Source organism: Pseudomonas sp. NPDC086112 (assembly GCF_044746425.1).
Taxonomy (GTDB): Bacteria; Pseudomonadota; Gammaproteobacteria; order Pseudomonadales; family Pseudomonadaceae; genus Aquipseudomonas.
This window is the reverse complement of sequence record NZ_JBIVCD010000017.1, coordinates 80,858-104,431: the sequence shown is the minus strand read 5'-3', so window position 1 is coordinate 104,431 and position 23,574 is coordinate 80,858. Positions and strand designations below refer to the sequence as shown.

Here is a 23,574-nt window from a genome sequence, read left to right as displayed (position 1 = left end):
CGCCGAGACCGGTGAAGAGCGCTACGCCTCGTTCCTCGGGGCGCCGATCATTCACCACCGTCGCGTTGTCGGCGTGTTGGTCATTCAGCAAAAAGAACGCCGCCAGTTCGATGAAGGTGAAGAAGCCTTCCTCGTGACCATGAGCGCGCAACTTGCCGGCGTTATCGCCCACGCCGAGGCCACCGGTTCGATCCGTGGTCTGGGGCGGCAGGGCAAAGGTATCCAGGAAGCAAAGTTCGTCGGGGTACCGGGTTCGCCGGGCGCGGCGGTCGGAACCGCGGTCGTCATGCTGCCGCCGGCCGATCTGGATGTGGTGCCGGACAAGACTATCGCCGACATTGACGCAGAGCTTGCGCTGTTCAAGACCGCCATCGAAGGCGTGCGCGCCGACATGCGTGCCTTGTCCGCCAAGCTGGCGACCCAGCTGCGGCCTGAAGAACGCGCGCTGTTCGACGTTTACCTGATGATGCTCGACGATGCCTCGCTCGGCAGCGAAATTACCACGGTGATCAAGACCGGTCAGTGGGCTCAGGGCGCGTTGCGTCAGGTGGTCACCGAACACGTCAACCGATTCGAATTGATGGACGACGCCTACTTGCGTGAGCGCGCCTCGGACGTCAAGGATCTCGGTCGGCGCTTGCTGGCTTATCTGCAGGAAGAGCGGCAGCAGACCCTGGTCTACCCCGACAACACCATTCTGGTCAGCGAAGAACTGACGCCGGCGATGCTCGGCGAGGTGCCGGAAGGCAAGCTGGTGGGTCTGGTGTCGGTACTCGGTTCCGGCAACTCCCACGTGGCGATCCTGGCGCGCGCCATGGGTATTCCGACGGTGATGGGCCTGGTCGACTTGCCGTACTCCAAGGTCGACGGCATCCAGATGATCGTCGACGGCTACCACGGTGAGGTCTATACCAACCCCAGTGACGTGCTGCGCAAGCAGTTCGCCGAAGTGGTCGAGGAAGAGAAGCAACTGGCCCTCGGGCTGGATGCATTGCGGGATCTGCCGTGCGTGACGGTCGATGGCCACCGCATGCCGCTGTGGGTCAACACTGGCCTGCTGGCGGACGTGGCACGGGCGCAGAAGCGCGGTGCCGAGGGCGTGGGTCTGTACCGCACCGAAGTGCCGTTCATGATCAACCAGCGCTTCCCGAGCGAAAAAGAGCAGCTGGCAATCTATCGCGAGCAGCTCGCCGCGTTCCATCCGCAACCGGTGACCATGCGCAGCCTGGACATCGGCGGCGACAAGGCGTTGTCGTACTTTCCGATCAAGGAAGACAACCCGTTCCTCGGCTGGCGCGGCATTCGTGTGACCCTCGACCACCCGGAAATCTTCCTGGTGCAAACCCGCGCCATGCTCAAGGCCAGCGAAGGCCTGAACAACCTGCGTATTCTGCTGCCGATGATTTCCGGCATCCATGAACTGGAAGAAGCCCTGCACCTGATTCATCGGGCCTGGGGCGAAGTCCGCGACGAAGGCACCGACGTGCCGATGCCGCCGGTTGGCGTGATGATCGAGATTCCGGCGGCGGTGTATCAGACCAGGGAACTGGCGCGACAAGTGGACTTCCTGTCGGTCGGCTCCAACGACCTGACCCAGTACCTGCTGGCCGTGGACCGCAACAACCCGCGGGTGGCCGATCTCTACGACTACCTGCACCCGGCAGTGTTGCAAGCCTTACAGAACGTGGTGCGTGATGCTCATGCCGAAGGCAAGCCTGTGAGTATCTGCGGCGAAATGGCCGGTGACCCGGCGGCGGCGGTGTTGTTGATGGCGATGGGCTTCGACAGCCTGTCGATGAACGCCACCAACTTGCCGAAAGTGAAGTGGATGCTGCGTCAGATCAACCTGAGCAAGGCCAAGGAATTGCTGGCGGAACTGATGACCATCGACAACCCGCAAGTTATCCACAGCTCGCTGCAGTTGGCGCTGAAGAACCTTGGGTTGGCGCGGATGATCAATCCGGCTTCGGTCAAAACCCTCTAAGAGACTGACGGACTCTTCGCGGGCAAGCCTCGCTCCTACAGATTATGTGTCGTGTCCATTTCCGGCGACCAACACAAGTTCTGTAGGAGCGAGGCTTGCCCGCGAAGGCGTCCGCAAACACACCACATCTTCAAATCCTGATCTCTACCTCCCCCAAATGCCCCCCATACGGCCCGAAACTCCGCTCGACCATATGCCGCCCCCCATCCGCCTGAACAATCAACGCCGTGCTCGCCCGTGTCCCGTAAGTCGGGCTCTTGATAAACACGCTCGACAACAACGTCTCGGTGGCCTGTCCCACGCCAGTGTCTGGCAGTTCGGCAAGCGGTGCCGTCTGCGGATCGCTCAGCAAAGCCAATAGCGCCTGCGGCTGCGGATCGTCCAACACCTCGCTCAATGCTGCCTTGGCCTTGAGCACTTTCGGCCACGGCGTATCCAGCCCTGCGTTAGATAACCCATAAATGCCCGGTTGGAGCATGACTGCCTCCGTCTCCCGGGCATTGAAGTGCCATAGCTCGTTGGCATTGCCAATCAACAGATTAAACCCGGCATATTCAGGCGAACGTCCGACAACGTCCTTTAAATAGTCGTCAATCGACATCTCCCCGCTGAGAAACTGCGCCACCAGTTCGCCTCGCGACTTGCGCGCCGGCGGCTGAAGGGGATCACGGATGTTGGTCAGCGCGGCGAAGCGGCCGTTGGCGCCGACCCCGAGCCACGTACCGCCAGCCTCCAGGTCGCGACCGGCGTACACGTGCGGGGCATGTGGCCATTGCGCCAGGGGCAGGCTGGGCCGGGCATAGAATTCGTCGCGGTTGGCCGCCACGATCAGTGGCTGGGCATGATCCGGCCGCCAGGCAAAAACAATCAGGCACATAAGGTGGTCCTTGTGTGTTTTTTGCTCACTCTACGCAGACATCGCTCATCGATCCATCGCCATCCACAGTGGAGCCCGAGGCCATGCTTCCGTTACCATGCCGCTCCTGATTCGGGATGCTTGGGGATGCGGCCATGGAATTTCTGCTCTATCTGGCGCTGGGCGCCTGTGCGGGCGTGCTGGCCGGGCTGTTTGGAGTAGGCGGCGGGATCATCATTGTCCCGGTGCTGGTGTTCAGTTTCACCTTGCAGGGATTTGATGCCTCGATCCTGACGCATCTGGCAGTCGGCACCTCCCTGGCGACGATCATCTTTACGTCGGTCAATGCGGTTCGCGAGCACCATCGCCGCGGCGCCGTGCGTTGGCCGATTTTTGCCTGGATGACGCTAGGTATTCTGATCGGTGCCGGTTTCGGCGCACTGACTGCCGAAGCGATTTCCGGGCCGAATTTGCAGAAGATCATTGGTGTATTTGCGCTGATCATCGCCGTTCAACTCGCTTTGGACTTCAAACCCAAGGCCAGCCGAACGGTGCCGGGCAAAGTCGGTTTGACCGTGGCTGGCAGTGTGATTGGCTGGGCCTCGGCGATTTTCGGGATCGGCGGCGGCTCGTTGACCGTGCCGTTCCTGACCTGGCGCAGCCTGCCGATGCAGCAGGCGGTGGCCACTTCGTCGGCCTGTGGCCTGCCAATCGCCTTGGCCAGTGCATTAAGTTTCATGATTCTGGGGTGGCACGATCCACTGCTGCCGGCCCATAGTCTCGGTTTTGTTTATTTGCCGGCGCTGCTGGGGATCGCCCTGACCAGCATGGTATTCGCCCGCCTCGGTGCGCGACTGGCCCACAGGCTGTCGCCGCGCTTGCTGAAAAGACTATTTGCCGCTTTGCTGTTTTGCGTCGGCTTGAGCTTCTTGCTCTGACGCGTAGCGCAATCCTGGCTTAATCCTGGCGTGACAGCGTCGCCCGGGCATTTGAAGGTTTCAACTCTAACGAGGAGTCGCAATGCTGCCTTACCCGCAGATCGACCCGGTGGCCCTGGCCATCGGTCCGCTGAAAATCCACTGGTACGGCCTGATGTACCTGATCGGCATCGGCGGCGCGTGGTGGCTGGCATCACGCCGGCTGAACCGCTTCGACCCGACCTGGACCAAGGAGAAACTCTCCGACATGGTGTTCTGGATGTCGATGGGCGTCATTGTCGGTGGCCGCTTGGGTTATGTGCTGTTTTACGATCTGAACGCCTATCTGGCCAACCCGACCCTGATCTTCGAAGTGTGGAAGGGCGGCATGTCGTTCCACGGCGGGTTTATCGGTGTAATGCTGGCGGCGCTGTGGTTCGGTAAAAAGAACGACAAGTCGTTCTTCCAGCTGATGGACTTCGTCGCGCCGATGGTGCCGATCGGCCTGGGTGCCGGGCGTATCGGCAACTTCATCAACGCCGAGTTGTGGGGCAAGGCGACCGACGTGCCGTGGGCGATGGTCTTCCCGACCGATCCGGCGCAACTGGCGCGTCATCCGTCGCAGCTGTACCAATTTGCGCTGGAAGGCGTGGCGCTGTTCGCGATCCTCTGGCTGTTCTCGCGCAAGCCGCGGCCGACCATGGCGGTGTCCGGGATGTTCGCGCTGTTCTATGGCATCTTCCGCTTCATCGTCGAATTCGTTCGCGTGCCGGACGCGCAACTGGGTTATCTGGCCTGGAACTGGCTGACCATGGGCCAAGTGCTGTGCGTACCGATGATCGTCGGCGGGCTGTTCCTGATCTGGCTGGCTTATCGGCGCGCCCCGGCGGCCCCCGCAGCTGCTGTATAAGAAGCAGGCGCTATAAATTCGAACCCTGGGGCGATGGTCCCGGGTTCAAGGACACAGGTAATTCATGAAGCAATATCTCGAACTGGTCGCCCACGTCATCAAAAACGGCACCAAACAGGCCAACCGCACGGGCGTGAACACCATCAGCTTTCCGGGCGCGATGCTGCGCTTCGATCTGCAGGAAGGTTTCCCGGCGATCACCACTCGCAAGATGGCCTTCAAATCGGCCATCGGCGAGATGTGCGGTTTTCTGCGCGGGGTGAACAACGCCGCCGAATTCCGTGCGCTGGGCTGCAAGGTCTGGGACCAGAACGCCAACGAAAACGCGCAGTGGCTGGCCAACCCGTTCCGTCAGGGTGAAGACGACCTCGGCGAGATCTACGGCGTGCAATGGCGCAAATGGCCGGCGTACAAGCAGATTCCGGTCAGCAACCAGGCCGCCATCGAGCAGACCCTGAGTCAGGGTTATCGTCAGATTGCCGAAGGCGAAGAAGACGGTCAGGCCTATGTGGTGCTGTACAAGGCGATCGACCAGATCCGCCAGTGCGTCGACACCATCATCAAGGACCCGGGCAGCCGTCGCATCCTGTTCCACGGCTGGAACGTCGCCCAGCTCGACGAAATGGCCCTGCCGCCGTGCCACTTGCTGTACCAGTTCCACCCGAATGTTGAGACCAGGGAAATCTCCCTGACCCTCTACATCCGCTCCAACGACCTGGGCCTGGGCACGCCGTTCAACCTCACCGAAGGCGCCGCGCTGCTGAGCCTGATCGGTCGCCTGACCGGTTACACACCGCGCTGGTTCACCTATTTCATCGGCGACGCCCACGTCTACGAAAACCACCTGGACATGCTCAACGAACAGCTCAAGCGCGAGCCGTTCCCGATGCCGAAACTGGTGATTTCCGACCGCGTGCCGGAGTTTGCCAAGACCGGTGTTTATCAGCCGGAATGGCTGGAGCAGATTGAGCCGAGCGATTTCTCGCTGGAAGGCTATGAACACCACGCGCCGATGACCGCGCCGATGGCGGTTTGATAGTTTTGATCGGCGGTCTTTTTTATTAGGAAAAGGTCTATTGAACTGTCATTTATGACAGTAGGCGAATAAACGAGAGGGTGTTTGACTGATCCCAAGGCCATCAGGCCGGGTCAGCAACACCCTCTTCTTGTTCAGGAGCCTCTTCATGACGATCAACGTGCCTCATGCGCCTGCCGGCTTTTCGGAGAAACATTCAAGCCTTGCGCCGCGCTTGCGCGCCGAATTGGCCAGTTCACCACTCATTGGCTGTGAAAGCCGCTCGGGGCTCTTTCATTTCATTCCGAGCCTCGCTCCATGGGGATGTGTGGTGCCCATGGAAATACTCACTGGGACGCCCATCTTCGTTGATTCGTTGCGAGTGGTGGTGTATCCGAACGAGTTGGAGTTTCAGCTATACGATCAGGTTCGAGTGCAATGGCAGGCATTGGACGGGACCGGCGAGAGCTTCCAGTCATTACCCCAATGGGTACTGAATTTCACCGCGCTGCATTTTGTTGTTTCAGATGAGGAAGCCCGGAAGTTTGAAGGAAAGAGGTGTGAAGTCATTTTTGTGATCGTAAGAGAGGAAAACCATCTACCTTCTCGCTCTTTGTTCATGACGTTGGCCCCGGCACTGATTCAAACCGACCGGGTGTCTATTGAAGGGGTCTTGGAAGATGTACTGGAGATCGATCAACATCCCGATGGCGTTATCCTGACCATCCCCCGGATTGAAAACCTGCAAACAAACAACGCCATCGAAATGTTCTGGAAAAGTAGCCCGAATGGCGGGGCAGGCGGAGCCTGGAGAGACTATCAGCGTAAATTGGCGGTAAGCCCCGACTCACCCCTGGAGTTCCGGGTTGAGCCTTCTGTCTATCAAGGCCATCGCGGTGAGCTCGTTCATCTGTTTTGCAGCCTTTTTCTGGGGTCCGGGATGGTGCCCGGCATCAGCTATGGCATGGGAAACAACGGGATCCTCGAGTTCAAATTGGTGTAATCGGCTTGAATGGTGACGGATTCAATGCCCATGACTCCTGCCAACATGAGAATGCTCAACCTCCGTCGCCACAACCCCGCCGCTCACTTCCAGCCGCTGCAAAATCCCGCACTGATCGATATCCGGCCCTTCGCTGCAGCGTTGGCGCAGGTCGAGCAGTTGTGTCTGCAAGGCCAGCAAACCATCGATTCGAGCTTTCACATGGTGGATGTGTTCGTCGATCAACGCGTTGACGTTTTCGCATTGATCCTGCGGGCTGTCGCGCAGGGCCAGCAGGCTGCGGATCTCCTCGAGGGTCATGTCGAGGGTGCGGCAGTTGCGGATGAAGGTCAGGCGCTCGGCGTGGGCCTGGGTGTAGACGCGGTAATTGCCGTCGCTGCGGGCCGGCTCCGGCAGCAGGTTTTCGCGCTCGTAGTAGCGGATGGTTTCCACGGCGCAGTCGGTGAGTTTCGCCAGTTCTCCGATTTTCATCGCGACAATCTCCAAAAGGGTGCTTGACCCTATAGTGGCTACAGGGTCTTTACTTGGCAACAGGCACCTTCATGGACGCGAACAATGAGCGATTCTCTTCACACCCACAAACCCGGGCACGATCACAGCCACAAGCTGCAGCCTGTGTCCAGGCATGACCATGGCGGCCACGGGGATTCCTGCTGTTCCTCCAAAGCAGCAGCGCCGTCGCTGATCAAGTTGAGCGAGACGCCGACTGCCGGTGCGCGGCTGAGCAGTTTCCGCATCGAGGCCATGGACTGCCCGACGGAACAGACGCTGATCCAGAACAAACTCGGGAAGCTGTCGGGTGTGCAGCAACTGGAATTCAACCTGATCAACCGGGTGTTGGGCGTGACCCATGACCTGCCAGGCACCGCGCCGATCATCGATGCGATCAAGTCGCTCGGCATGCACGCCGAGCCGCTGGAGCCGGGCGTTGAAGCGCCAATTCCGGCGCCTGAGAAAAAGCCCTGGTGGCCATTGGCATTGTCCGGCGTTGGCGCGCTGGCCGCCGAGCTTATCCACTTCACCAGTGCGGCGCCAAACTGGGTGGTGGCAGTTATCGCGCTGATTTCGATTCTCAGCGGTGGCCTCAGCACTTACAAAAAGGGCTGGATCGCCCTGAAAAACCTCAACCTGAACATCAACGCGCTGATGAGCATCGCGGTGACAGGCGCGATTCTGATCGGTCAATGGCCGGAAGCGGCAATGGTGATGTTTCTGTTCACCGTGGCCGAATTGATCGAAGCCAGGTCTCTGGACCGGGCGCGCAACGCCATCGGCGGGCTGATGCAGATGGCCCCCGAGCAGGCCACGGTGCAACAGGCCGACGGCAGTTGGATCGCACAACCGGTCAAAAACATCGAACTGGGTGCGCGGGTGCGGGTGCGTCCTGGCGAGCGGATCGGTCTGGACGGCGAAGTGTTGTCCGGCAACTCGACCATCGATCAGGCGCCGATCACCGGTGAAAGCCTCCCGGTGGAAAAAACCATCGGCGACAAAGTGTTCGCCGGCACCATCAACCAGTCCGGTTCGCTGGAATACACGGTAACCGCTGCGGCGAACAATTCGACCCTGGCGCGGATTATCCACGCCGTGGAACAGGCTCAGGGGGCACGCGCCCCGACCCAGCGTTTCGTCGACAGTTTCTCGAAAATCTACACCCCGGCGGTGTTTATCCTGGCCCTGGCCGTGGCGGTGATTCCGCCGCTGTTCATGGATGCGCTGTGGTTCGACTGGATCTACCGGGCGCTGGTGTTGCTGGTGGTCGCCTGCCCGTGTGCCTTGGTGATTTCTACCCCGGTGACCATCGTCAGCGGTCTCGCGGCTGCGGCGCGCAAAGGGATTCTGGTCAAGGGTGGCGTCTATCTGGAGCACGGCCACAAACTCGATTACCTGGCCCTCGACAAGACCGGCACCCTCACGCACGGCAAACCGGTGCAGACCGACTATGTGTCCCTCGATCCAATCGCTGATGCAATTGCCCCGGCCATTGCGGCGGCACTGGCCGGTCGTTCGGATCACCCGGTGTCGCTGGCTATCGCCAACGCGGCTGTGGATAAGCATCCTGTGCCGCTGACTGTGGATAACTTCGAAGCCCTGGCGGGGCGTGGTGTGCGCGGCGAGATTAACGGTGAGCTCTACCACTTGGGCAATCACCGCCTGGTGGAAGATTTGGGCCTGTGTTCGCCAGCGCTGGAAGAGCAGCTGTTTGCTCTGGAGAAACAGGGCAAATCCGTGGTGCTGTTGCTCGACAAGTCGGGCCCCCTGGCGCTGTTTGCCGTCGCGGACACCGTGAAAGCATCCAGCCGCGAAGCGATCCAGCAGTTGCATGAGTTGGGCATCAAAACCCTGATGCTGACCGGCGACAACGTTCATACCGCCCAGGCCATCGCCGCCCACGTGGGCATCGATCAGGCGCAGGGCGATCTGTTGCCGACCGATAAGCTGCAAGCCATCGAAACGCTGTATGCCCAAGGCCATCGGGTCGGGATGGTCGGCGACGGCATCAACGACGCACCGGCACTGGCGCGGGCCGAGATCGGTTTCGCCATGGCGGCGGCCGGCACCGACACCGCAATCGAAACCGCTGATGTCGCCCTGATGGACGACGATCTGCGCAAGATTCCGGCTTTCATCCGCCTGTCGCGGCAGACCTCGAATATCCTCAAACAGAACATTGCCCTGGCATTGGTCATCAAAGCGATCTTTCTTGGGGTAACCTTCGCCGGGATCGCCACCATGTGGATGGCGGTGTTCGCTGACATGGGCGTGAGCCTGTTGGTGGTGTTCAACGGTTTGCGCCTGTTGCGCAAATAGACGATGAGGGAAGGGTGTGCTGAGTGCCGAGCTGAAGGCGTTTTACATGGTTGCCCGGTTGGGCAGTATTACCCTGGCGGCGAAAAAACTCGGCCTGAGCCAACCGACGGTAACGACCCAGATTCGGCATCTGGAAAGCCAGTACTCGGTTGAGCTGTTCTACCGTGGCGGTCGCCGCCTCAGCGTCAGCGACGAAGGCGCGCGGTTGTTGCCGATGGTCAAGGCGCTGTTGCAGCAGGAAGCCGACATCGAGTTCTTCCTGCGCAACAGCGGTCAGGTCCAGGGCACGTTGCGCATCGCCGCTACCGCGCCGTATTACATCCTCGATCTGGTGAAGACCTTTCGCGAGCGCTTGCCGCAAGTTGAGGTGTCGGTGGAAATCGGCAACTCCCAACAGGTGCTCGAAGCGCTGGAGGATTACCGGGTCGATGTCGCGGCGTCCTCGCAGTTGCTGGACGATGCGCGGCTGATTCGCCGGGTGCTCGGCAGCGATCCACTGGTGCTGGCGGTGCACCGCAATCATCCGCTGGCGGTGCATGATCATGTGCCGCTCAGTGCGCTGGCGGGGCATACCTTGTTGATGCGCGAATCGGGCTCGACCACTCGGCGCTTGACCGAAGAGTTGCTGGCCGGCGCCGGGGTGAGTTTCGGGCCGCTGCTGGAGATTGGCAGCCGGGAGTCGATTCGTGAAGCGGTATTGCGCAACATTGGTATCAGCATCATTGCTCGGCAGGAAGTGCCGCATGATCCGCAATTGCGGGTGCTGACTATCGAAAATGCACCGCAGATTCCCGAGTATCTGTATTGCCTCAAAGAGCGAAAAGGTGCGCGGCTGCCGGCGGCGTTTCTGGGGTTGGCGCAGGAAATGGCTCCGGCCTGAGACTTGTGGCGATGCTTATGGCCTCTTCGCGGGCAAGCCTCGCTCCTACAGATTGATCGCATTCCTCTGTAGGAGCGAGGCTTGCCCGCGAAGGCGTCCGTCGGTACGCCGCGGCATCCAACCCAAATCCCCGAATACCACTATCGGCCGTTTTTGCCTCATTGCCACATGACGGACGCATTGCAAACCTAGGATGGCCCTCATCTGCTTGATGAGGTCTGTCCATGAACCACTCGACTGCAACTGCCCTGACCAACCCCGGTGCGCCGATGAAAGTGCGCGGTGTGCAGAAACGCTTCAGTGCGTTCACCGCGCTGGATAACGTTTCCCTCGACGTCGCGGCGGGTGAGCTGGTGTGCCTCCTGGGGCCGTCGGGCTGTGGCAAAACCACCTTGCTGCGCTGCATCGCCGGCCTTGAGAAACAAGACAGCGGCGAGTTATACCTCGGCGATCGCGACGTTTCCCACCTGGCACCTCAGGCTCGGGATTACGGCATTCTCTTCCAGTCCTACGCCCTGTTCCCCAATCTGACCGTCGAAGCGAACATCGCCTACGGCCTCGCCGGCAGCAGTCGCGATGAAGTGCGCCAGCGCGTCGGTCAGATGCTGGAACTGGTCGGCCTGATCGGCAGTGAGAAAAAATACCCGGGTCAGTTGTCCGGCGGTCAGCAGCAGCGAGTCGCACTGGCTCGGGCCTTGGCGCCGGCACCGTCCTTGTTGCTGCTGGATGAACCGATGTCGGCGCTCGATGCCCGGGTCCGCGAGCATCTGTGCACCGAACTGCGCCAATTGCAGCGCAACCTCGGCGTCACCACCCTGATGGTCACCCATAATCAAGACGAAGCCATGCTGATGGCCGACCGCATCGCCGTGATGAACAACGGCAAGGTCGAGCAGTACGCCACGCCGCAGGAAATCTACGACCGCCCGGCCACACCGTTTGTGGCCGAGTTCGTCGGTCAGGGCAACTGGCTGCCATTCCACCGCAGCAGCGACAGTCATGCCCAGGTCGGCGGGATGAACATGCGCCTGGCCGAAGGCAGCGCTAAAACCGCCTCGGGCCGTTTGTTCTGCCGCCCCGAGGCGATCAACGTCAACCCGCCGGTGCATGAAGAGAACCTGTTCCCGGCCAAGGTTCGCGAGATCACTTTTCTCGGCAACCGCTGTCGCATGAGCTTCGAACTCGATCAACTGCCGGGCCACGCACTACTGGCGGAACTGGCGCCGGAAGCCATGCCGCGTCTTGGCGCGCAGCAGATCATGGTCGCCTTGCCGCCGCGCAGCCTGCAGGTGTTTGCCTGATGAGCGCGAACGTCGCGCTGCCGATACCGCACAAGCAGGTTCGGCAGACCTCCCGTGCCGAGATCGGCGATCGGCTATTCGTGGTCGGCGGCAAGGTTCTGTTGCTGGTGTTGCTTGGCGTTGCGGTGTTGATGCCATTGCTGGCGATCTTCTGGCGCGGTTTCAGCTCTGAAGCCGGGCAGGGCGGTGGACTGGTGGCTGCCCGTGAACTGCTGACCAGTGCGAATTTCCACTGGTTGCTCGGCAACAGCCTGAAAGTGTCTGTCAGCGTCGCGGCCATTGTCGTACCGCTGGCCTACCTGTTTGCCTACGCGCTGCAACGTACATTGATTCCCGGTAAAGGCATCTGGCGCGGTATGTCGTTGTTGCCGCTGATGGCGCCGTCGATGCTGCCGGGGATTGCGCTGGTTTACCTGTTCGGCAATCAGGGCATGTTGCGCGGTTTGCTCTCGGACAATATCTACGGCTTCTGGGGCATTGTTCTCGGGGAGGTCATCTACACCTTCCCACACGCCTTGATGATTTTGCTGTCGGCGCTGTCCCTGGCGGATGCGCGACTGTTCGATGCTGCTTCCAGCATGGGCGCCAGTCCGGCGAAGGCCTTTCGCAGCATCACTTGGCCTGCGACTCGTCAGGCTGTGTTCGCGGCGTTCTGTCTGGTGTTCACGCTGACCATCACCGACTTCGGCGTGCCCGTGGTGGTCGGGGGCGACTATCAAGTGCTGGCACTGGAGGCCTACAAAGCCGTGGTCGGCCAGCAGCAATTCGGTCGCGGCGCGCTGATCGGCATGGTCTTGCTGCTGCCGGCGCTGTTCAGCTTCGGCGTCGACGCCTGGCTGCGTCGGCGTCATGGCGATTCCATGAGCGGTCGGGCGCAAGTGTTTCAACCGGCGCCATCGAAGCTGCGCGACGGTTGTTATCTGGCCATCGTGCTGTTGATCTGCGCAGTGTTGCTGCTGGTGTTCGGTATGGCGGTGTACTCGTCGCTGGTGAAATTCTGGCCGTACAACCTGTCGCTGTCGCTCAACCATTACCAGTTCAACGACACCGCGGGCGGCTGGCTGGCATACGGCAACAGCGTGAAGATGGCGTTGTGTACGGCGTTGATCGGCAGTGTGCTGATCTTCACCGGTGCTTACCTGATGGAAAAAACCCGTGGCCAGCGCGGACTGAATCTGACACTGCGCATGCTCAGTTTCGTACCGATGGCGGTGCCAGGTCTGGTGCTGGGCCTGGGTTACGTCTTCTTCTTCAACCTCAGCGGCAACCCGCTGCATGTGCTCTACGGGACCATGACCCTGCTGGTGGTCTGCACCATTGCTCACTATTTGACCACTGCGCAAATGACCGCCACCACCGCGTTGCGTCAACTCGATGCCGAGTTCGAAGCCGCCGCGCTGTCGCTCAAGGCGCCGCTGTACCGGCACTACCTGCGAGTCACTGTGCCGATCTGCCTGCCGGCGTTGCTGGACATCGTGCGCTACCTGTTCGTCTCGGCCATGACCACCGTCTCGGCGGCGATCTTCCTCTACAGCCCCGACACCATCCTTGCAGCGGTGGCGGTGCTTAACATGGACGACGCCGGCAACGTCGGCGGCGCGGCGGCGATGTCGACCCTGATTCTGTTCACCTCGGCGGGTGTGTCCCTGCTGCTGGCCTGGGCTTCGCGCGGTTTGTTGCGCCGCTCCCAGGCCTGGCGGCAGACCGCGCCCAGTCATTGATTTGCCCCCCACACCTCAACTCAAACAGGAAAAGATCATGTTCAAGCCTTTGGCCCTGGCCGCTGCTGTCCTCACCGCTTTCAGCCTGAACGCCTTTGCGGCGAAAACCGAGTTGACGGTGTACACCGCCCTCGAAGCCGAACAACTGAAGACCTACAAAGAGGCTTTTGAAAAGGCCAACCCGGACGTCGAGATCAAGTGGGTGCGCGATTCCACCGGCATCATCACCGCCAAACTCCTGGCCGAAAAAGCCCGCCCGCAGGCTGATGCGGTGTGGGGCCTGGCGGCGTCGAGCCTGGCGATTCTCGATCAGCAAGGGATGCTGCAAAGCTACGCACCGAAAGACCTCGGCAAGATCGGCAGCAACTACCGAGATGCCGCCAACCCGCCAGCTTGGGTCGGCATGGACGTCTGGGCGGCGACCATTTGCTTCAACACCGTCGAGGCCGAAAAGCAGGGCTTAACCAAACCCGTAAGCTGGCAGGACCTGACCAAGCCTGAGTACAAAGGCAAGATCGTCATGCCCAACCCGGCCTCGTCCGGCACCGGTTTCCTCGACGTCAGCGCCTGGCTGCAAACCTTCGGCGAGAAGCAGGGCTGGCAGTACATGGACGACCTGCACCAGAACATCGGCCAGTACGTTCACTCCGGTTCCAAGCCGTGCAAGCTTGCGGCCGCTGGTGAATTCCCGATCGGAATTTCCTTTGAATACCCGGCTGTTCAATTGAAACGCCAGGGCGCGCCGCTGGACATCATCCTGCCGAAAGAAGGCCTGGGCTGGGAGATCGAAGCCACCGCCGTGATCAAAGGCACGCCCCACGAAGAGGCGGCGAAGAAACTGGCGGACTTCTCGGCGAGCCCGGCGGCGATGGAGCTTTATAAAGAGAACTTCGCGGTGCTCGCGCAACCGGGTATCGCCAAGCCGCAGACCGAACTGCCGGCGGATTATGAGCAGCGTCTGATCAAGAACGACTTTGCCTGGGCCTCGAAGAATCGTGACGAAATCCTGACCGAGTGGCGCAAGCGCTATGACGGCAAGTCCGAGAAAGTGGCTGCCAAGTAAATCTTCGTAGGCTGACAGGGCCCCTTCGCGAGCAAGCCCGCTCCCACAGTAGATCTCCAGCGGACACTAAATTTGTGAACGACACAGATCAAATGTGGGAGCGGGCTTGCTCGCGAAGGCGGCTTGGAATTCAGGACAAAACCCCATGACACAACACAGCGATATGCTGATCGTCGGCGCCGGCATCCTCGGTCTGTCCCACGCCTACGCCGCCGCCAAGCGCGGTCTGAAAGTCACCGTTTTCGAACGCAGCGAAACGCCGCTCGGCGCTTCGGTGCGCAACTTCGGCCAGGCCCTGGTCACCGGCCAGCCACCCGGCCCAATGCTTGAACTGGCCAAGGCCAGCCGCGACATCTGGGGCCAATGGGCACAACTGGCGGGCCTGCAGCTCAAGCGCAACGGCTCGTACCTGTTCGCCCGCACCGAAGCGGAAGAACACCTGTTGGAAGCCTTCTGCGCCGGTCGCGCCATGCAGCACGGTTACCGCGTCGACCTGCTGCGTGGTGCGGCATTGCGCGATTTATACGGCGGCCAGTTCAGCCATCACCGTGCCGCGTTGCACGGCATGGACGACCAGCAGCTGTACTCCCGCGAAGCGATTCCGGCGTTGATCGACTACCTGCGCCGCGAACTGGGCGTCGAGTTTCACTTCGCAACGCTGGTGCGCGACATCGAGCCGGGCCGCTTGCACAGCACCGCTGGCACCTTCAGCGCCGAGCAGATCATCGTCTGCTCCGGTCACGATTATCAAACGCTGCTGGCCGAGCCGATTGCCGAACTGAATCCGCAAATCTGCCGCCTGCAAATGCTCCGCGCCCGCCCGCAGATCAACCTCAACCTGCAACACGCGCTGCTCACCGGTCTGAGTTGCGTCCATTACGGCGCCTTCGCCGATTTGTCGGAAGCCGCCGCGGTGCAGGCGCAGATTCTGCGCGAGGCACCCCATCTGCATGAAAATGGCATTCACCTGCTGATCAGCCCGACGCCTTACGGTGAGTTGATCATCGGCGACTCCCACCATTACGGCAGCGATCCATCACCGTTCAATGCCGAGCAGGTGGATGACTGGATGATTGAACTGGCCGAGCAGACGTTGGGTTGCAAGGTGCAAGTGATCGAACGCTGGCAGGGCGTCTATGGTTCACGCGGACCGGGGCCGTTCTCCTTTCTGCGCCCGATGCCAGGCGTGAGCGTGGCGCTGATGCACACCGGTGTCGGCATGAGCGTCGGGCCGGCGATGGCCGAACGTAACGTTGCGACCTTATTGGGAGACAGTTGATGGACCGCCATGAGCAAGTGATCGCCGAGGTGTTCGGTCTGTACGAGCGTTTTGGCGACAACGATTACATCGGTGAACCGGTGTCGCAGATCGAGCACATGTCTCAGGCGGCGGAACTGGCGATGGCCGAGGGGTTCGATGATGAAGTGGTGCTGGCGGCGTTCTTTCATGACATCGGGCATCTCTGCGCCGAGGGCGCCGAGAGCAGGTGCCGGTGATGGATCTGGGCATCTTGAAGGCAAAGGCGTTGCGGCTGCTGGTGGCCTAGGACAGTTAGACCGAGGTGCGGCCTTCGCGAGCAAGCCCGCTCCCACATTTGATCTTCAGTTATTAGAGATTTTGTGTACGACGCAGATCCAATGTGGGAGCGGGCTTGCTCGCGAAGGGGTCCGCCTGAACAGCACATCACTCGGACTCTACAACTGCTGCGCCAACACCTCAACCTGCTCCTGCCGCTCCCCCTGACTCAACTTCGAATTCGGATTAAGCGACGACCACTGCGGATGCGCCCGCGCCTTGTTCAGCGCTTCGGGCAGTTTGCCTTCGCGCCAGGTTTTGTCCTGCGGCGTGGCGACCTGAATGCTGTCCATCGCTGCGTGTCCACGGGAACTCAGCGCTTGTAGCAATTGCCGTTGGCGTAACGCCAACAACCGTAGCACGCCGTCGTCGACGGTCAGTTCTCGCTGGCCTTTGATCTTGCCCAGCAAACGGCTGCCGTAACTGCGAGCGGTTTGCAGGGCGCCACCGGCAATCGCTCCGGCCAGTGCCGCTGCGCCGAGGGTCAGGCCGCCCACCAGCAGATCGACCCCGGCCCCGGCCGCCGCGCCGGCCGCGATGCCGCCGCCGACCCGCACACCGAGCTGCTTCAGGGTTTCCGGGTTGAACAGGTCATCGCCCCAGCGGCCATCGAGCAGCGGCAAGTCACTGGCCGCCGCATCTTGTGGGCGGAAGGCGTAGAGCTTGAGCAGCGCCTCGACGCAGCGTTGTTCGCGCTGACGCACCGCTTTGCGCAGTTCGCTGATCGCTTGCTGTTCCTGCGCCGCCTCGCTGACCACACTGCGACGACAGGCGGCGCAATCGATCAATAAATCGGCAATCAGCCGCGCTGCACTCTGCTGACGGGCCAGGCGTTGGGCCTGCTGATCAGCGATCAAGCGCTCCAATTGTTCGCGGGCGTTTTCCAGCAGCAGCGCGAGGCTTTCGTAGAGTCGACGCTCGCCATCTTCCGGTGGCGCGACGCTGTCGAAACGCACCAAGGCATGTAAACCGAGACGCGCCAGGGCTTCACGCCAATCAGGTTCGCGATGCTGGGCGCTGCTGACAAAATTCAACACCGGCAACAGCGGTTTGCCGCAACTGGCCAACACTTCCAGTTCGTCGCGGTACTTGGCCAGCACCGGTTCCCGGGCGTCGATCACATAGAGGCCGGCGTCCGAGGCGAGCAGTTGCCGCAGCACCTTGGCTTCCTGTTCGAAGCGCTGTCGGGCTTCGCTGCCCTCAAGGAATCGTGCCAGTCGTGCCGGGCCGTCAAGGCGTTCGCCGGGACGTTCCAGGCGCTCGAGGTAGTCGAGCAGGGCGATGGCGTCTTCCAGACCCGGCGTGTCGAACAGATCGAGTAACGGCTCGCCGTCTACCGACAAGCGCGCGCCTTCGACGTGGCGGGTGGTGCTGGGACGATGGGACACTTCGCCGAAGCCGACGTCTCGCGTCAGCGTTCGCAGCAACGAGGTTTTGCCGACATTGGTGTGGCCGACCACGGCGAGCTTCAAGGGCTGTTTCCAGGTATCAGTCATGACCCGTCTCCAGCCAGTTCAACGGCGCGCAATCGGCGAACGGCAGGTCCAGTTGTTTTAGCGCAACATGCCAGTCGCCCAGGCGTTCGGCATCCAGCGCTTCGCCGGGCGGCGCTTGCAACAACCACACACGGGTGGCGGTAGCGCTGCGAGACAGTTCGGCAATCAGCGCCAGGCTGCCACGGTCCGGCGAACGCCGTGGGTCACAGGCGATGGCCAGACGGGCCGGGGGAAAACGACTTAGCTGTTCGAGCAGTTTGTGCCGGGATTCACGGCTGTCGAGCACGCCGGCGTTGTTGACGTTTTTCGGCAGCTGCGGCGGCCAGGGGCGTTGGTCGTCCAGTTCGATGGCCACCAATAGCGCGCCAGCGCTTTGCAGATCGCTGACAGCGCTTTCAACCCGATGAAGTTGCTCCGGCGCGGCATCGCTGATGCCCAGGCGTTCGCTGGTGGGCATCAGCCGTTCGCGCAGTTGGGCGTAGCCGGGCAGGTTCAAATCCAGATGCAGGGCTGCTTGACCGGTTTTCCAGCGCCACAGGCAGAACAATGCGAGCAATAGGCGCGGCAAAACGCCGTACACCAGCAGCACCCCAACCAGCCACGCCGCCCAGGCCTGTCGGGCACTTTCGATGTTCAGCGCAGCATCGCCGCTGGCGCGGATCATCTCCACGCTGGGCACACTGAAACCGAGCAAGGCCGGCAGGGCGCCGAGGGCTTGGGTCATGGCGACGAAGGTGTCGCCGCCGAGAATGGTGGTCTCCCAGACGAAGCCGTAGCGCCGGGTCGCCATCAGCGTCAGCACCATCACCAAAGCGCTGAGCATCACCAGCAACCACAACCCGTTGACCAGCACGCCCAGCGCCCAGCGATTGAGTTTCTGTCGTTGCAGCAACAGCAGCAGGGCCGGCGCCAGTTGCGCGGCGTTGGCATCGCGGGCGAGTTTTTCACTGAGCCACAACCACAAACGTCCAAGGGCGGCGCCTTGTTCTCCGGCGAACACCAGGCCCAGGGCCCAACTCAACAATAGAATCAGATTCAGCCCGAGCAGACTGCCCAACGCCCAGAACACATTGACCGGGGTCTGACCATCGCCCAGTGCGGCAAACGCCAGGCCGGCGCCGCTGATCACGGCCAGAACGGCCAGCACGATCAGCGCCAGTCGCGCGCCTTGCAGCCAATGTTTGAGGGCGTGGGTCTGCCCGTCGCGCTCGGCCAGCCACAGGGCGCGGCGTTGAATGCGCGTCGGCAGGTCGCCGCCGGCGCTACGGGCGATTCGATTGGCTTCCAGATCGTCCAAGGGGCCTGCGTGTTCTTCACGCAGACGTATGGTTTCACTCAGCCAGAGGTTTTGCAGGGGCGTCAGTTCAGTCACGCGGCATCCCGTCGCTTAATTGAGCGGTGAGCATAACCGCTGTGACGCTTATCGGGGTAAGGGAGGCTCTGGTATCCTCGCCGACATGACTAAATCACTCCCCCTCAGCCTGATTGCAGCCCTCGGTGAAAACCGTGTGATCGGCGTCGACAACAGCATGCCCTGGCACTTGCCGGGGGACTTCAAATACTTCAAGGCCACCACCCTTGGCAAACCGATCATCATGGGGCGCAAGACCTGGGATTCCCTCGGTCGTCCTCTGCCGGGCCGGTTGAACGTCGTGGTCAGCCGTCAGGTGGATCTGCAGCTGGAAGGCGCGGAGGTTTATCCGTCGCTGGAGGCAGCGGTGGTTCGCGCGCAGGAATGGGCGAACGAGCAGGGCGTCGATGAGGTGATGCTGATTGGCGGGGCGCAGTTGTATGCGCAAGGGTTGGCACAGGCTGATCGGCTGTACCTGACGCGTGTGGCGCTGAGTCCGGAAGGGGATGCGTGGTTTCCGGAGTTTGATTTGAACCAGTGGAAGCTGGTGTCGAATGTTCCGAATCCGGCGGAGGGTGACAAACCGGCGTATAGCTTCGAGGTTTGGGAAAAGGCCTAAAAGCTTCGCGAGCAAGCCCGCTCCCACATTGGATCTGGGGTTACACACGATGTGTGCTTAACCGCAGGACTAATGTGGGAGCGGGCTTGCTCGCGAAAGCGGTCTACCGGTCGTCGATCAAGCCTGAGCCAACGCCCCATGCTCGTCAGCATCCAGCAATTGCTTATCGGTCAGCTGCATGATCTGGCTGGTGATCGCCCCAGCGGTGATAGAGCCACTCACGTTCAACGCCGTACGACCCATATCAATCAGCGGCTCAACCGAAATCAGCAACGCCACCAGTGACACCGGCAAACCCATGGCCGGCAGCACGATCAATGCGGCGAAGGTCGCGCCGCCACCAACCCCGGCCACACCGGCCGAACTCAGCGTCACAATCGCCACCAACGTCGAGATCCACAGCGGGTCCAGCGGGTTGATGCCCACGGTCGGCGCGACCATCACCGCCAGCATTGCCGGGTACAGACCGGCGCAGCCGTTCTGGCCAATGGTCGCGCCGAACGAGGCGGCGAAACTGGCAATCGACTGTGGAATACCCAAACGGCTGGTCTGGGCTTCGATGCTCAGCGGAATGGTGGCGGCACTGGAGCGGCTGGTGAAGGCAAACGTCAGCACCGGCCAGATCTTGCGGAAAAACCGTAGCGGGTTGATCCCGGCAGCTGACACCAGCATGCCATGGACCACAAACATCAAGCCCAGGCCAATGTAGGACACCACCACAAAACTGCCGAGCTTGATGATGTCTTGCAGGTTGGAGCCGGCGACCACTTTGGTCATCAGCGCCAATACGCCGTACGGGGTCAGCTTCATCACCAGACGCACCAAGCGCATCACCCAGGCTTGCAGGGTGTCGATGGCGTTGATCACTTTCTGACCTTTCTCGACATCATCCTTAAGCAGTTGCAACGCTGCGACCCCAAGGAACGCAGCGAAGATCACCACGCTGATGATCGAGGTCGGCTTGGCGCGAGCCAGGTCGGCGAACGGATTCTGCGGGATGAACGACAGAAGCAGCTGCGGCACATTCAGGTCAGCGACCTTGCCCGCATAGTCGCTCTGAATGGTTTGCAGGCGAGCCATTTCCTGGGTGCCAGCGACCAGGCCTTCAGCGGTGAGGCCGAACAGGTTGGTCAGGCCGATGCCGATCAGCGCCGCGATAGCGGTGGTGAACAGCAGCGTGCCGATGGTCAGGAAGCTGATTTTGCCCAGCGACGAAGCGTTGTGCAGGCGTGCCACGGCACTGAGGATCGAGGCGAACACCAGCGGGATCACGATCATTTGCAGCAATTGCACGTAACCGTTGCCCACCAGATCGAACCAGCTGATCGAGGCTTTCAGTACCGGGTTGCCGGCACCATAAATCGTGTGCAGAGCGACACCAAATGCCACGCCCAGTACCAGCGCGAGCAGAACCTTTTTGGCCAGGCTCCAGGTGGTGTGACGGGTTTGCGCCAGGCCAAAGAGCAAGGCGAGGAACACCAGCAGATTGAGAATCAGCGGCAGATTCATAGAGGCTCCATAGACTTGTGCCAGCCACCTTCGTGTGTGACTGCGAACCGGCAAGCCTAACAGCTTGATATGTAATGATTTAATATCAAAAACAGCGGTTGACTGTCGTTTTTGGAATAAGCCGATGCCGCTGTGAGGAATGCAGTTGGCGGAATCAGGATGCAAGCGGTCGCGGGCAGGCGGGGACTGTCATACAGATTTGTTAGCGTCGATATCTTTGAATCAGGGAGAAACGCAGATGAAGCTCGCACCGAAATTTCTGGCTGCCGTATTCTGCTTGGGCCTTGCCGGCCAGGCGTTCGCTACGGACCTGAAACACTGGCCAGCCGATCAGGCCAAGGCGCTGGACGCGATGATCGCGGCCAATGCCAACAAAGGTAACTTCGCGGTGTTCGACATGGACAACACCAGTTACCGCTACGACCTCGAAGAGTCCTTGTTGCCGTTCATGGAAAACAAGGGCCTGATCACCCGCGAGAGCCTCGATCCCTCCCTGAAACTGATCCCGTTCAAGGACACCGCTGACCATAAGGAAAGCCTGTTCAGCTATTACTATCGCCTCTGTGAAATCGACGACATGGTTTGCTATCCATGGGTCGCCCAAGTGTTTTCCGGCTTCACCCTTCAGGAACTCAAGGGCAACGTCGATGAGCTGATGGCGTCTGGCAAACCGGTGCCGAGCACTTATTACGAAGGCGACGTGGTCAAGACCATCGACGTCAACCCGCCGAAAATCTTCACCGGTCAGAAAGAGCTCTACAACAAGCTGATGGAGAACGGCATCGAGGTCTATGTGATGACCGCCGCCTCCGAAGAACTGGTGCGCATGGTCGCCTCCGATCCGAAGTACGGCTACAACGTCAAGCCGCAGAACGTGATCGGCGTGAGCCTAATGCTCAAGGACCGCAAGACCGGCGAGTTGACCACGGCACGCAAGCAGGTCACCGCCGGCAAGTATGACGAGAAGGCCAACCTGGGCCTTGAGCTGACGCCGTACCTGTGGACCCCGGCCACCTGGATGGCCGGCAAACAGGCGGCGATTCTGACGTACATCGATGAATGGAAAAAACCGGTCCTGGTGGGCGGCGATACCCCGACCAGCGATGGCTACATGCTGTTCCACAGCGTCGACGTGTCCAAGGGCGGTATCCATTTGTGGGTCAACCGCAAAGACAAATACATGACCCAGATTAACGGCATGATGGCCAAAAACGCAGCAGCCCAGGCGAAAGAAGGGTTAGCGGTGACGGCGGACAAGAACTGGGTGATCGTCAAGCCTGAAGAGATTCAGTAAGACCGAGTTGCTGCCAGACTCACTCTCAAAGGCCACATAGTACAAATGTGGGGGCGGGCTTGCTCGCGAAGGCGCCATAACATTCAACATCAATGTTGTCTGTCAGACCGCTTTCGCGAGCAAGCCCGCTCCCACAGTTTGATTCGGGTTGCCTGAAATGTTTGTGATCGGCACATGCAAAAAAATGCCCCGCACTTGGCGGGGCATTTTTTTGTTCGACGGTTAAGTATTACAAACCGTCGAGCATCGCCTTGTTACGTACCGCACCCTTGTCGGCGCTGGTGGCCAACAGGGCATAGGCTTTGAGCGCCGTGGTCACTTTACGTGGGCGCACTTCCACCGGTTTCCAGCCTTTCTTGTCCTGCTCGACACGGCGCGCGGCCATTTCTTCATCGCTGATCAACAGGTTGATCGAGCGGTTCGGAATGTCGATCAGTACCTTGTCGCCATCCTGTACCAGACCGATCGCGCCGCCAGCAGCGGCTTCTGGTGAAGCGTGGCCGATGGACAGGCCCGAAGTGCCGCCAGAGAAGCGGCCGTCGGTGAGCAGGGCGCAGGCTTTGCCCAGGCCTTTGGATTTCAGGTAAGACGTCGGGTAGAGCATTTCCTGCATGCCCGGGCCGCCTTTCGGGCCTTCGTAACGGATGATCACGATGTCGCCGGCCTTCACCTCGTCGGCGAGGATGCCGCGTACGGCGCTGTCCTGGCTTTCGAAAATCTTCGCGTTGCCTTCGAAGACGTGGATCGACTCGTCGACGCCGGCGGTTTTCACCACGCAACCGTCCAGAGCGATGTTGCCGTACAGAACGGCCAGGCCGCCTTCTTTCGAGTAAGCATGTTCGACACTGCGGATACAGCCGTTTTCACGGTCGTCGTCCAGGGTTTCCCAACGGGTCGACTGGCTGAACGCGGTTTGCGTAGGGATGCCCGCCGGGCCGGCCTTGAAGAAGTGATGCACGGCTTCGTCGGTGGTCTGGGTGATGTCCCACTTGGCGTTACCTTCGGCCAGGGTCTTGCTGAGCACGGTCGGCAGGTCGGTGTGCAACAGGCCGCCACGGGCCAGGGAGCCGAGGATGCTGAAGATCCCGCCGGCACGGTGCACGTCTTCCATGTGGTACTTCTGGATGTTCGGCGCGACTTTGCACAGTTGCGGCACATGGCGGGAGAGACGGTCGATGTCGCGCAGGTCGAAATCGATCTCGGCTTCCTGGGCCGCGGCCAGCAAGTGCAGGATGGTGTTGGTGGAACCGCCCATGGCGATGTCCAGG

At 60.8% G+C, this 23,574-nt stretch carries 19 protein-coding genes and 1 pseudogene; 14 read left to right on the top strand and 6 right to left on the bottom strand.

Features of this window, described 5'->3' with window-relative positions:
* A partial coding sequence (gene ptsP / locus ACIPLA_RS14775; protein ID WP_401173740.1) for a phosphoenolpyruvate--protein phosphotransferase occupies positions 1-1,984 on the top strand: 1,984 nt, incomplete at its 5' end.
* Between the two features lie 130 nt (positions 1,985-2,114).
* Here ptsP and ACIPLA_RS14770 read toward each other — a convergent pair.
* Entirely contained in the window at positions 2,115-2,861 is a 747-nt protein-coding gene (locus ACIPLA_RS14770) for an NRDE family protein (RefSeq protein ID WP_401173738.1), read from the bottom strand.
* A 134-nt stretch (positions 2,862-2,995) separates the two neighbouring features.
* Here ACIPLA_RS14770 and ACIPLA_RS14765 point away from each other — a divergent pair, with 134 nt between their 5' ends.
* From ACIPLA_RS14765 to ACIPLA_RS14750, 4 genes are all read left to right on the top strand, one after another.
* Positions 2,996-3,778, top strand: coding sequence for a sulfite exporter TauE/SafE family protein (locus tag ACIPLA_RS14765; RefSeq protein WP_218395334.1), 783 nt, complete (start codon positions 2,996-2,998; stop codon positions 3,776-3,778).
* 82 nt (positions 3,779-3,860) lie between these two features.
* The gene (gene lgt, locus ACIPLA_RS14760; protein ID WP_008007345.1) at positions 3,861-4,667 is read left to right on the top strand and encodes a prolipoprotein diacylglyceryl transferase; all 807 of its coding nucleotides are present in this window, start codon (positions 3,861-3,863) and stop codon (positions 4,665-4,667) included.
* A 64-nt stretch (positions 4,668-4,731) separates the two neighbouring features.
* Positions 4,732-5,703 carry a thymidylate synthase gene (locus tag ACIPLA_RS14755; protein ID WP_218395333.1) on the top strand — a complete coding sequence of 324 codons (972 nt, stop codon included), beginning with the start codon at positions 4,732-4,734 and terminating at the stop codon, positions 5,701-5,703.
* Between the two features lie 148 nt (positions 5,704-5,851).
* Positions 5,852-6,685 carry a hypothetical protein gene (locus ACIPLA_RS14750; RefSeq protein WP_218395332.1) on the top strand — a complete coding sequence of 278 codons (834 nt, stop codon included), beginning with the start codon at positions 5,852-5,854 and terminating at the stop codon, positions 6,683-6,685.
* A 21-nt stretch (positions 6,686-6,706) separates the two neighbouring features.
* Here ACIPLA_RS14750 and cadR read toward each other — a convergent pair whose 3' ends face one another.
* Positions 6,707-7,156 carry a Cd(II)/Pb(II)-responsive transcriptional regulator gene (cadR, locus tag ACIPLA_RS14745; RefSeq protein WP_007897786.1) on the bottom strand — a complete coding sequence of 150 codons (450 nt, stop codon included), beginning with the start codon at positions 7,154-7,156 and terminating at the stop codon, positions 6,707-6,709.
* An 84-nt stretch (positions 7,157-7,240) separates the two neighbouring features.
* Here cadR and ACIPLA_RS14740 point away from each other — a divergent pair, with 84 nt between their 5' ends.
* The 7 genes and pseudogenes from ACIPLA_RS14740 to ACIPLA_RS14710 form a co-directional block, all read left to right on the top strand.
* The gene (locus tag ACIPLA_RS14740) at positions 7,241-9,496 is read left to right on the top strand and encodes a heavy metal translocating P-type ATPase (RefSeq protein ID WP_218395331.1); all 2,256 of its coding nucleotides are present in this window, start codon (positions 7,241-7,243) and stop codon (positions 9,494-9,496) included.
* A 16-nt stretch (positions 9,497-9,512) separates the two neighbouring features.
* Positions 9,513-10,376 (top strand): LysR family transcriptional regulator, encoded by an 864-nt coding sequence (locus ACIPLA_RS14735; RefSeq protein ID WP_007897791.1) that lies wholly within the window; start codon positions 9,513-9,515, stop codon positions 10,374-10,376.
* A gap of 224 nt (positions 10,377-10,600) precedes the next feature.
* The gene (locus ACIPLA_RS14730) at positions 10,601-11,677 is read left to right on the top strand and encodes a putative 2-aminoethylphosphonate ABC transporter ATP-binding protein (RefSeq protein ID WP_218395330.1); all 1,077 of its coding nucleotides are present in this window, start codon (positions 10,601-10,603) and stop codon (positions 11,675-11,677) included.
* Positions 11,677-13,398 carry a putative 2-aminoethylphosphonate ABC transporter permease subunit gene (locus tag ACIPLA_RS14725; RefSeq protein ID WP_401173735.1) on the top strand — a complete coding sequence of 574 codons (1,722 nt, stop codon included), beginning with the start codon at positions 11,677-11,679 and terminating at the stop codon, positions 13,396-13,398. Before ACIPLA_RS14730 ends, ACIPLA_RS14725 begins: the two co-directional genes overlap by 1 nt.
* Positions 13,399-13,435: 37 nt before the next feature.
* Positions 13,436-14,461: a putative 2-aminoethylphosphonate ABC transporter substrate-binding protein gene (locus ACIPLA_RS14720; RefSeq protein WP_218395328.1), complete on the top strand. Its 1,026-nt coding sequence runs from the start codon at positions 13,436-13,438 to the stop codon at positions 14,459-14,461.
* A 145-nt stretch (positions 14,462-14,606) separates the two neighbouring features.
* Positions 14,607-15,740 carry a TIGR03364 family FAD-dependent oxidoreductase gene (locus ACIPLA_RS14715; protein WP_218395327.1) on the top strand — a complete coding sequence of 378 codons (1,134 nt, stop codon included), beginning with the start codon at positions 14,607-14,609 and terminating at the stop codon, positions 15,738-15,740.
* Positions 15,740-15,946, top strand: a pseudogene (locus tag ACIPLA_RS14710) (phosphohydrolase); the annotation flags it as partial. The gene ACIPLA_RS14715 and the pseudogene ACIPLA_RS14710, both read left to right, overlap by 1 nt.
* A 210-nt stretch (positions 15,947-16,156) precedes the next feature.
* Here ACIPLA_RS14710 and ACIPLA_RS14705 read toward each other — a convergent pair.
* Together ACIPLA_RS14705 and ACIPLA_RS14700 are read right to left on the bottom strand one after the other, a co-directional pair.
* Positions 16,157-17,533 carry a GTPase/DUF3482 domain-containing protein gene (locus ACIPLA_RS14705; RefSeq protein WP_192344941.1) on the bottom strand — a complete coding sequence of 459 codons (1,377 nt, stop codon included), beginning with the start codon at positions 17,531-17,533 and terminating at the stop codon, positions 16,157-16,159.
* Positions 17,526-18,905, bottom strand: a complete 1,380-nt coding sequence (locus ACIPLA_RS14700) for a DUF2868 domain-containing protein (RefSeq protein WP_401173732.1) — start codon at positions 18,903-18,905, stop codon at positions 17,526-17,528. The genes ACIPLA_RS14705 and ACIPLA_RS14700 overlap by 8 nt, the downstream gene beginning before the upstream one ends.
* Before the next feature lie 85 nt (positions 18,906-18,990).
* Between ACIPLA_RS14700 and ACIPLA_RS14695 the strand changes: the two genes are divergently transcribed.
* Positions 18,991-19,503 (top strand): dihydrofolate reductase, encoded by a 513-nt coding sequence (locus tag ACIPLA_RS14695; RefSeq protein ID WP_218395325.1) that lies wholly within the window; start codon positions 18,991-18,993, stop codon positions 19,501-19,503.
* A 117-nt stretch (positions 19,504-19,620) separates the two neighbouring features.
* On the opposite strand, the gene ACIPLA_RS14690 is transcribed toward ACIPLA_RS14695, so the two are convergent.
* Positions 19,621-21,012: an L-cystine transporter gene (locus ACIPLA_RS14690; protein WP_218395324.1), complete on the bottom strand. Its 1,392-nt coding sequence runs from the start codon at positions 21,010-21,012 to the stop codon at positions 19,621-19,623.
* Positions 21,013-21,250: 238 nt separating this feature from the next.
* Here ACIPLA_RS14690 and ACIPLA_RS14685 point away from each other — a divergent pair, with 238 nt between their 5' ends.
* Positions 21,251-22,306: a haloacid dehalogenase-like hydrolase gene (locus ACIPLA_RS14685; protein WP_218395323.1), complete on the top strand. Its 1,056-nt coding sequence runs from the start codon at positions 21,251-21,253 to the stop codon at positions 22,304-22,306.
* Positions 22,307-22,535: 229 nt separating this feature from the next.
* Here the strand turns inward: ACIPLA_RS14685 and ACIPLA_RS14680 are convergent.
* The coding region (locus tag ACIPLA_RS14680) for a dihydroxy-acid dehydratase (RefSeq protein ID WP_401173729.1) at positions 22,536-23,574 on the bottom strand (1,039 nt) is incomplete at its 5' end.

Bases quoted from the DNA above. Each gene is read 5' to 3' on its own strand.
- ACIPLA_RS14770 (WP_401173738.1), bottom strand. From the start codon at position 2,861: ATGTGCCTGATTGTTTTTGCCTGGCGGCCGGATCATGCCCAGCCACTG.
- ACIPLA_RS14765 (WP_218395334.1), top strand. From the start codon at position 2,996: ATGGAATTTCTGCTCTATCTGGCGCTGGGCGCCTGTGCGGGCGTGCTG.
- lgt (WP_008007345.1), top strand. From the start codon at position 3,861: ATGCTGCCTTACCCGCAGATCGACCCGGTGGCCCTGGCCATCGGTCCG.
- ACIPLA_RS14755 (WP_218395333.1), top strand. From the start codon at position 4,732: ATGAAGCAATATCTCGAACTGGTCGCCCACGTCATCAAAAACGGCACC.
- ACIPLA_RS14750 (WP_218395332.1), top strand. From the start codon at position 5,852: ATGACGATCAACGTGCCTCATGCGCCTGCCGGCTTTTCGGAGAAACAT.
- cadR (WP_007897786.1), bottom strand. From the start codon at position 7,156: ATGAAAATCGGAGAACTGGCGAAACTCACCGACTGCGCCGTGGAAACC.
- ACIPLA_RS14740 (WP_218395331.1), top strand. From the start codon at position 7,241: ATGAGCGATTCTCTTCACACCCACAAACCCGGGCACGATCACAGCCAC.
- ACIPLA_RS14730 (WP_218395330.1), top strand. From the start codon at position 10,601: ATGAACCACTCGACTGCAACTGCCCTGACCAACCCCGGTGCGCCGATG.
- ACIPLA_RS14725 (WP_401173735.1), top strand. From the start codon at position 11,677: ATGAGCGCGAACGTCGCGCTGCCGATACCGCACAAGCAGGTTCGGCAG.
- ACIPLA_RS14720 (WP_218395328.1), top strand. From the start codon at position 13,436: ATGTTCAAGCCTTTGGCCCTGGCCGCTGCTGTCCTCACCGCTTTCAGC.
- ACIPLA_RS14715 (WP_218395327.1), top strand. From the start codon at position 14,607: ATGACACAACACAGCGATATGCTGATCGTCGGCGCCGGCATCCTCGGT.
- ACIPLA_RS14705 (WP_192344941.1), bottom strand. From the start codon at position 17,533: ATGACTGATACCTGGAAACAGCCCTTGAAGCTCGCCGTGGTCGGCCAC.
- ACIPLA_RS14695 (WP_218395325.1), top strand. From the start codon at position 18,991: ATGACTAAATCACTCCCCCTCAGCCTGATTGCAGCCCTCGGTGAAAAC.
- ACIPLA_RS14690 (WP_218395324.1), bottom strand. From the start codon at position 21,012: ATGAATCTGCCGCTGATTCTCAATCTGCTGGTGTTCCTCGCCTTGCTC.
- ACIPLA_RS14685 (WP_218395323.1), top strand. From the start codon at position 21,251: ATGAAGCTCGCACCGAAATTTCTGGCTGCCGTATTCTGCTTGGGCCTT.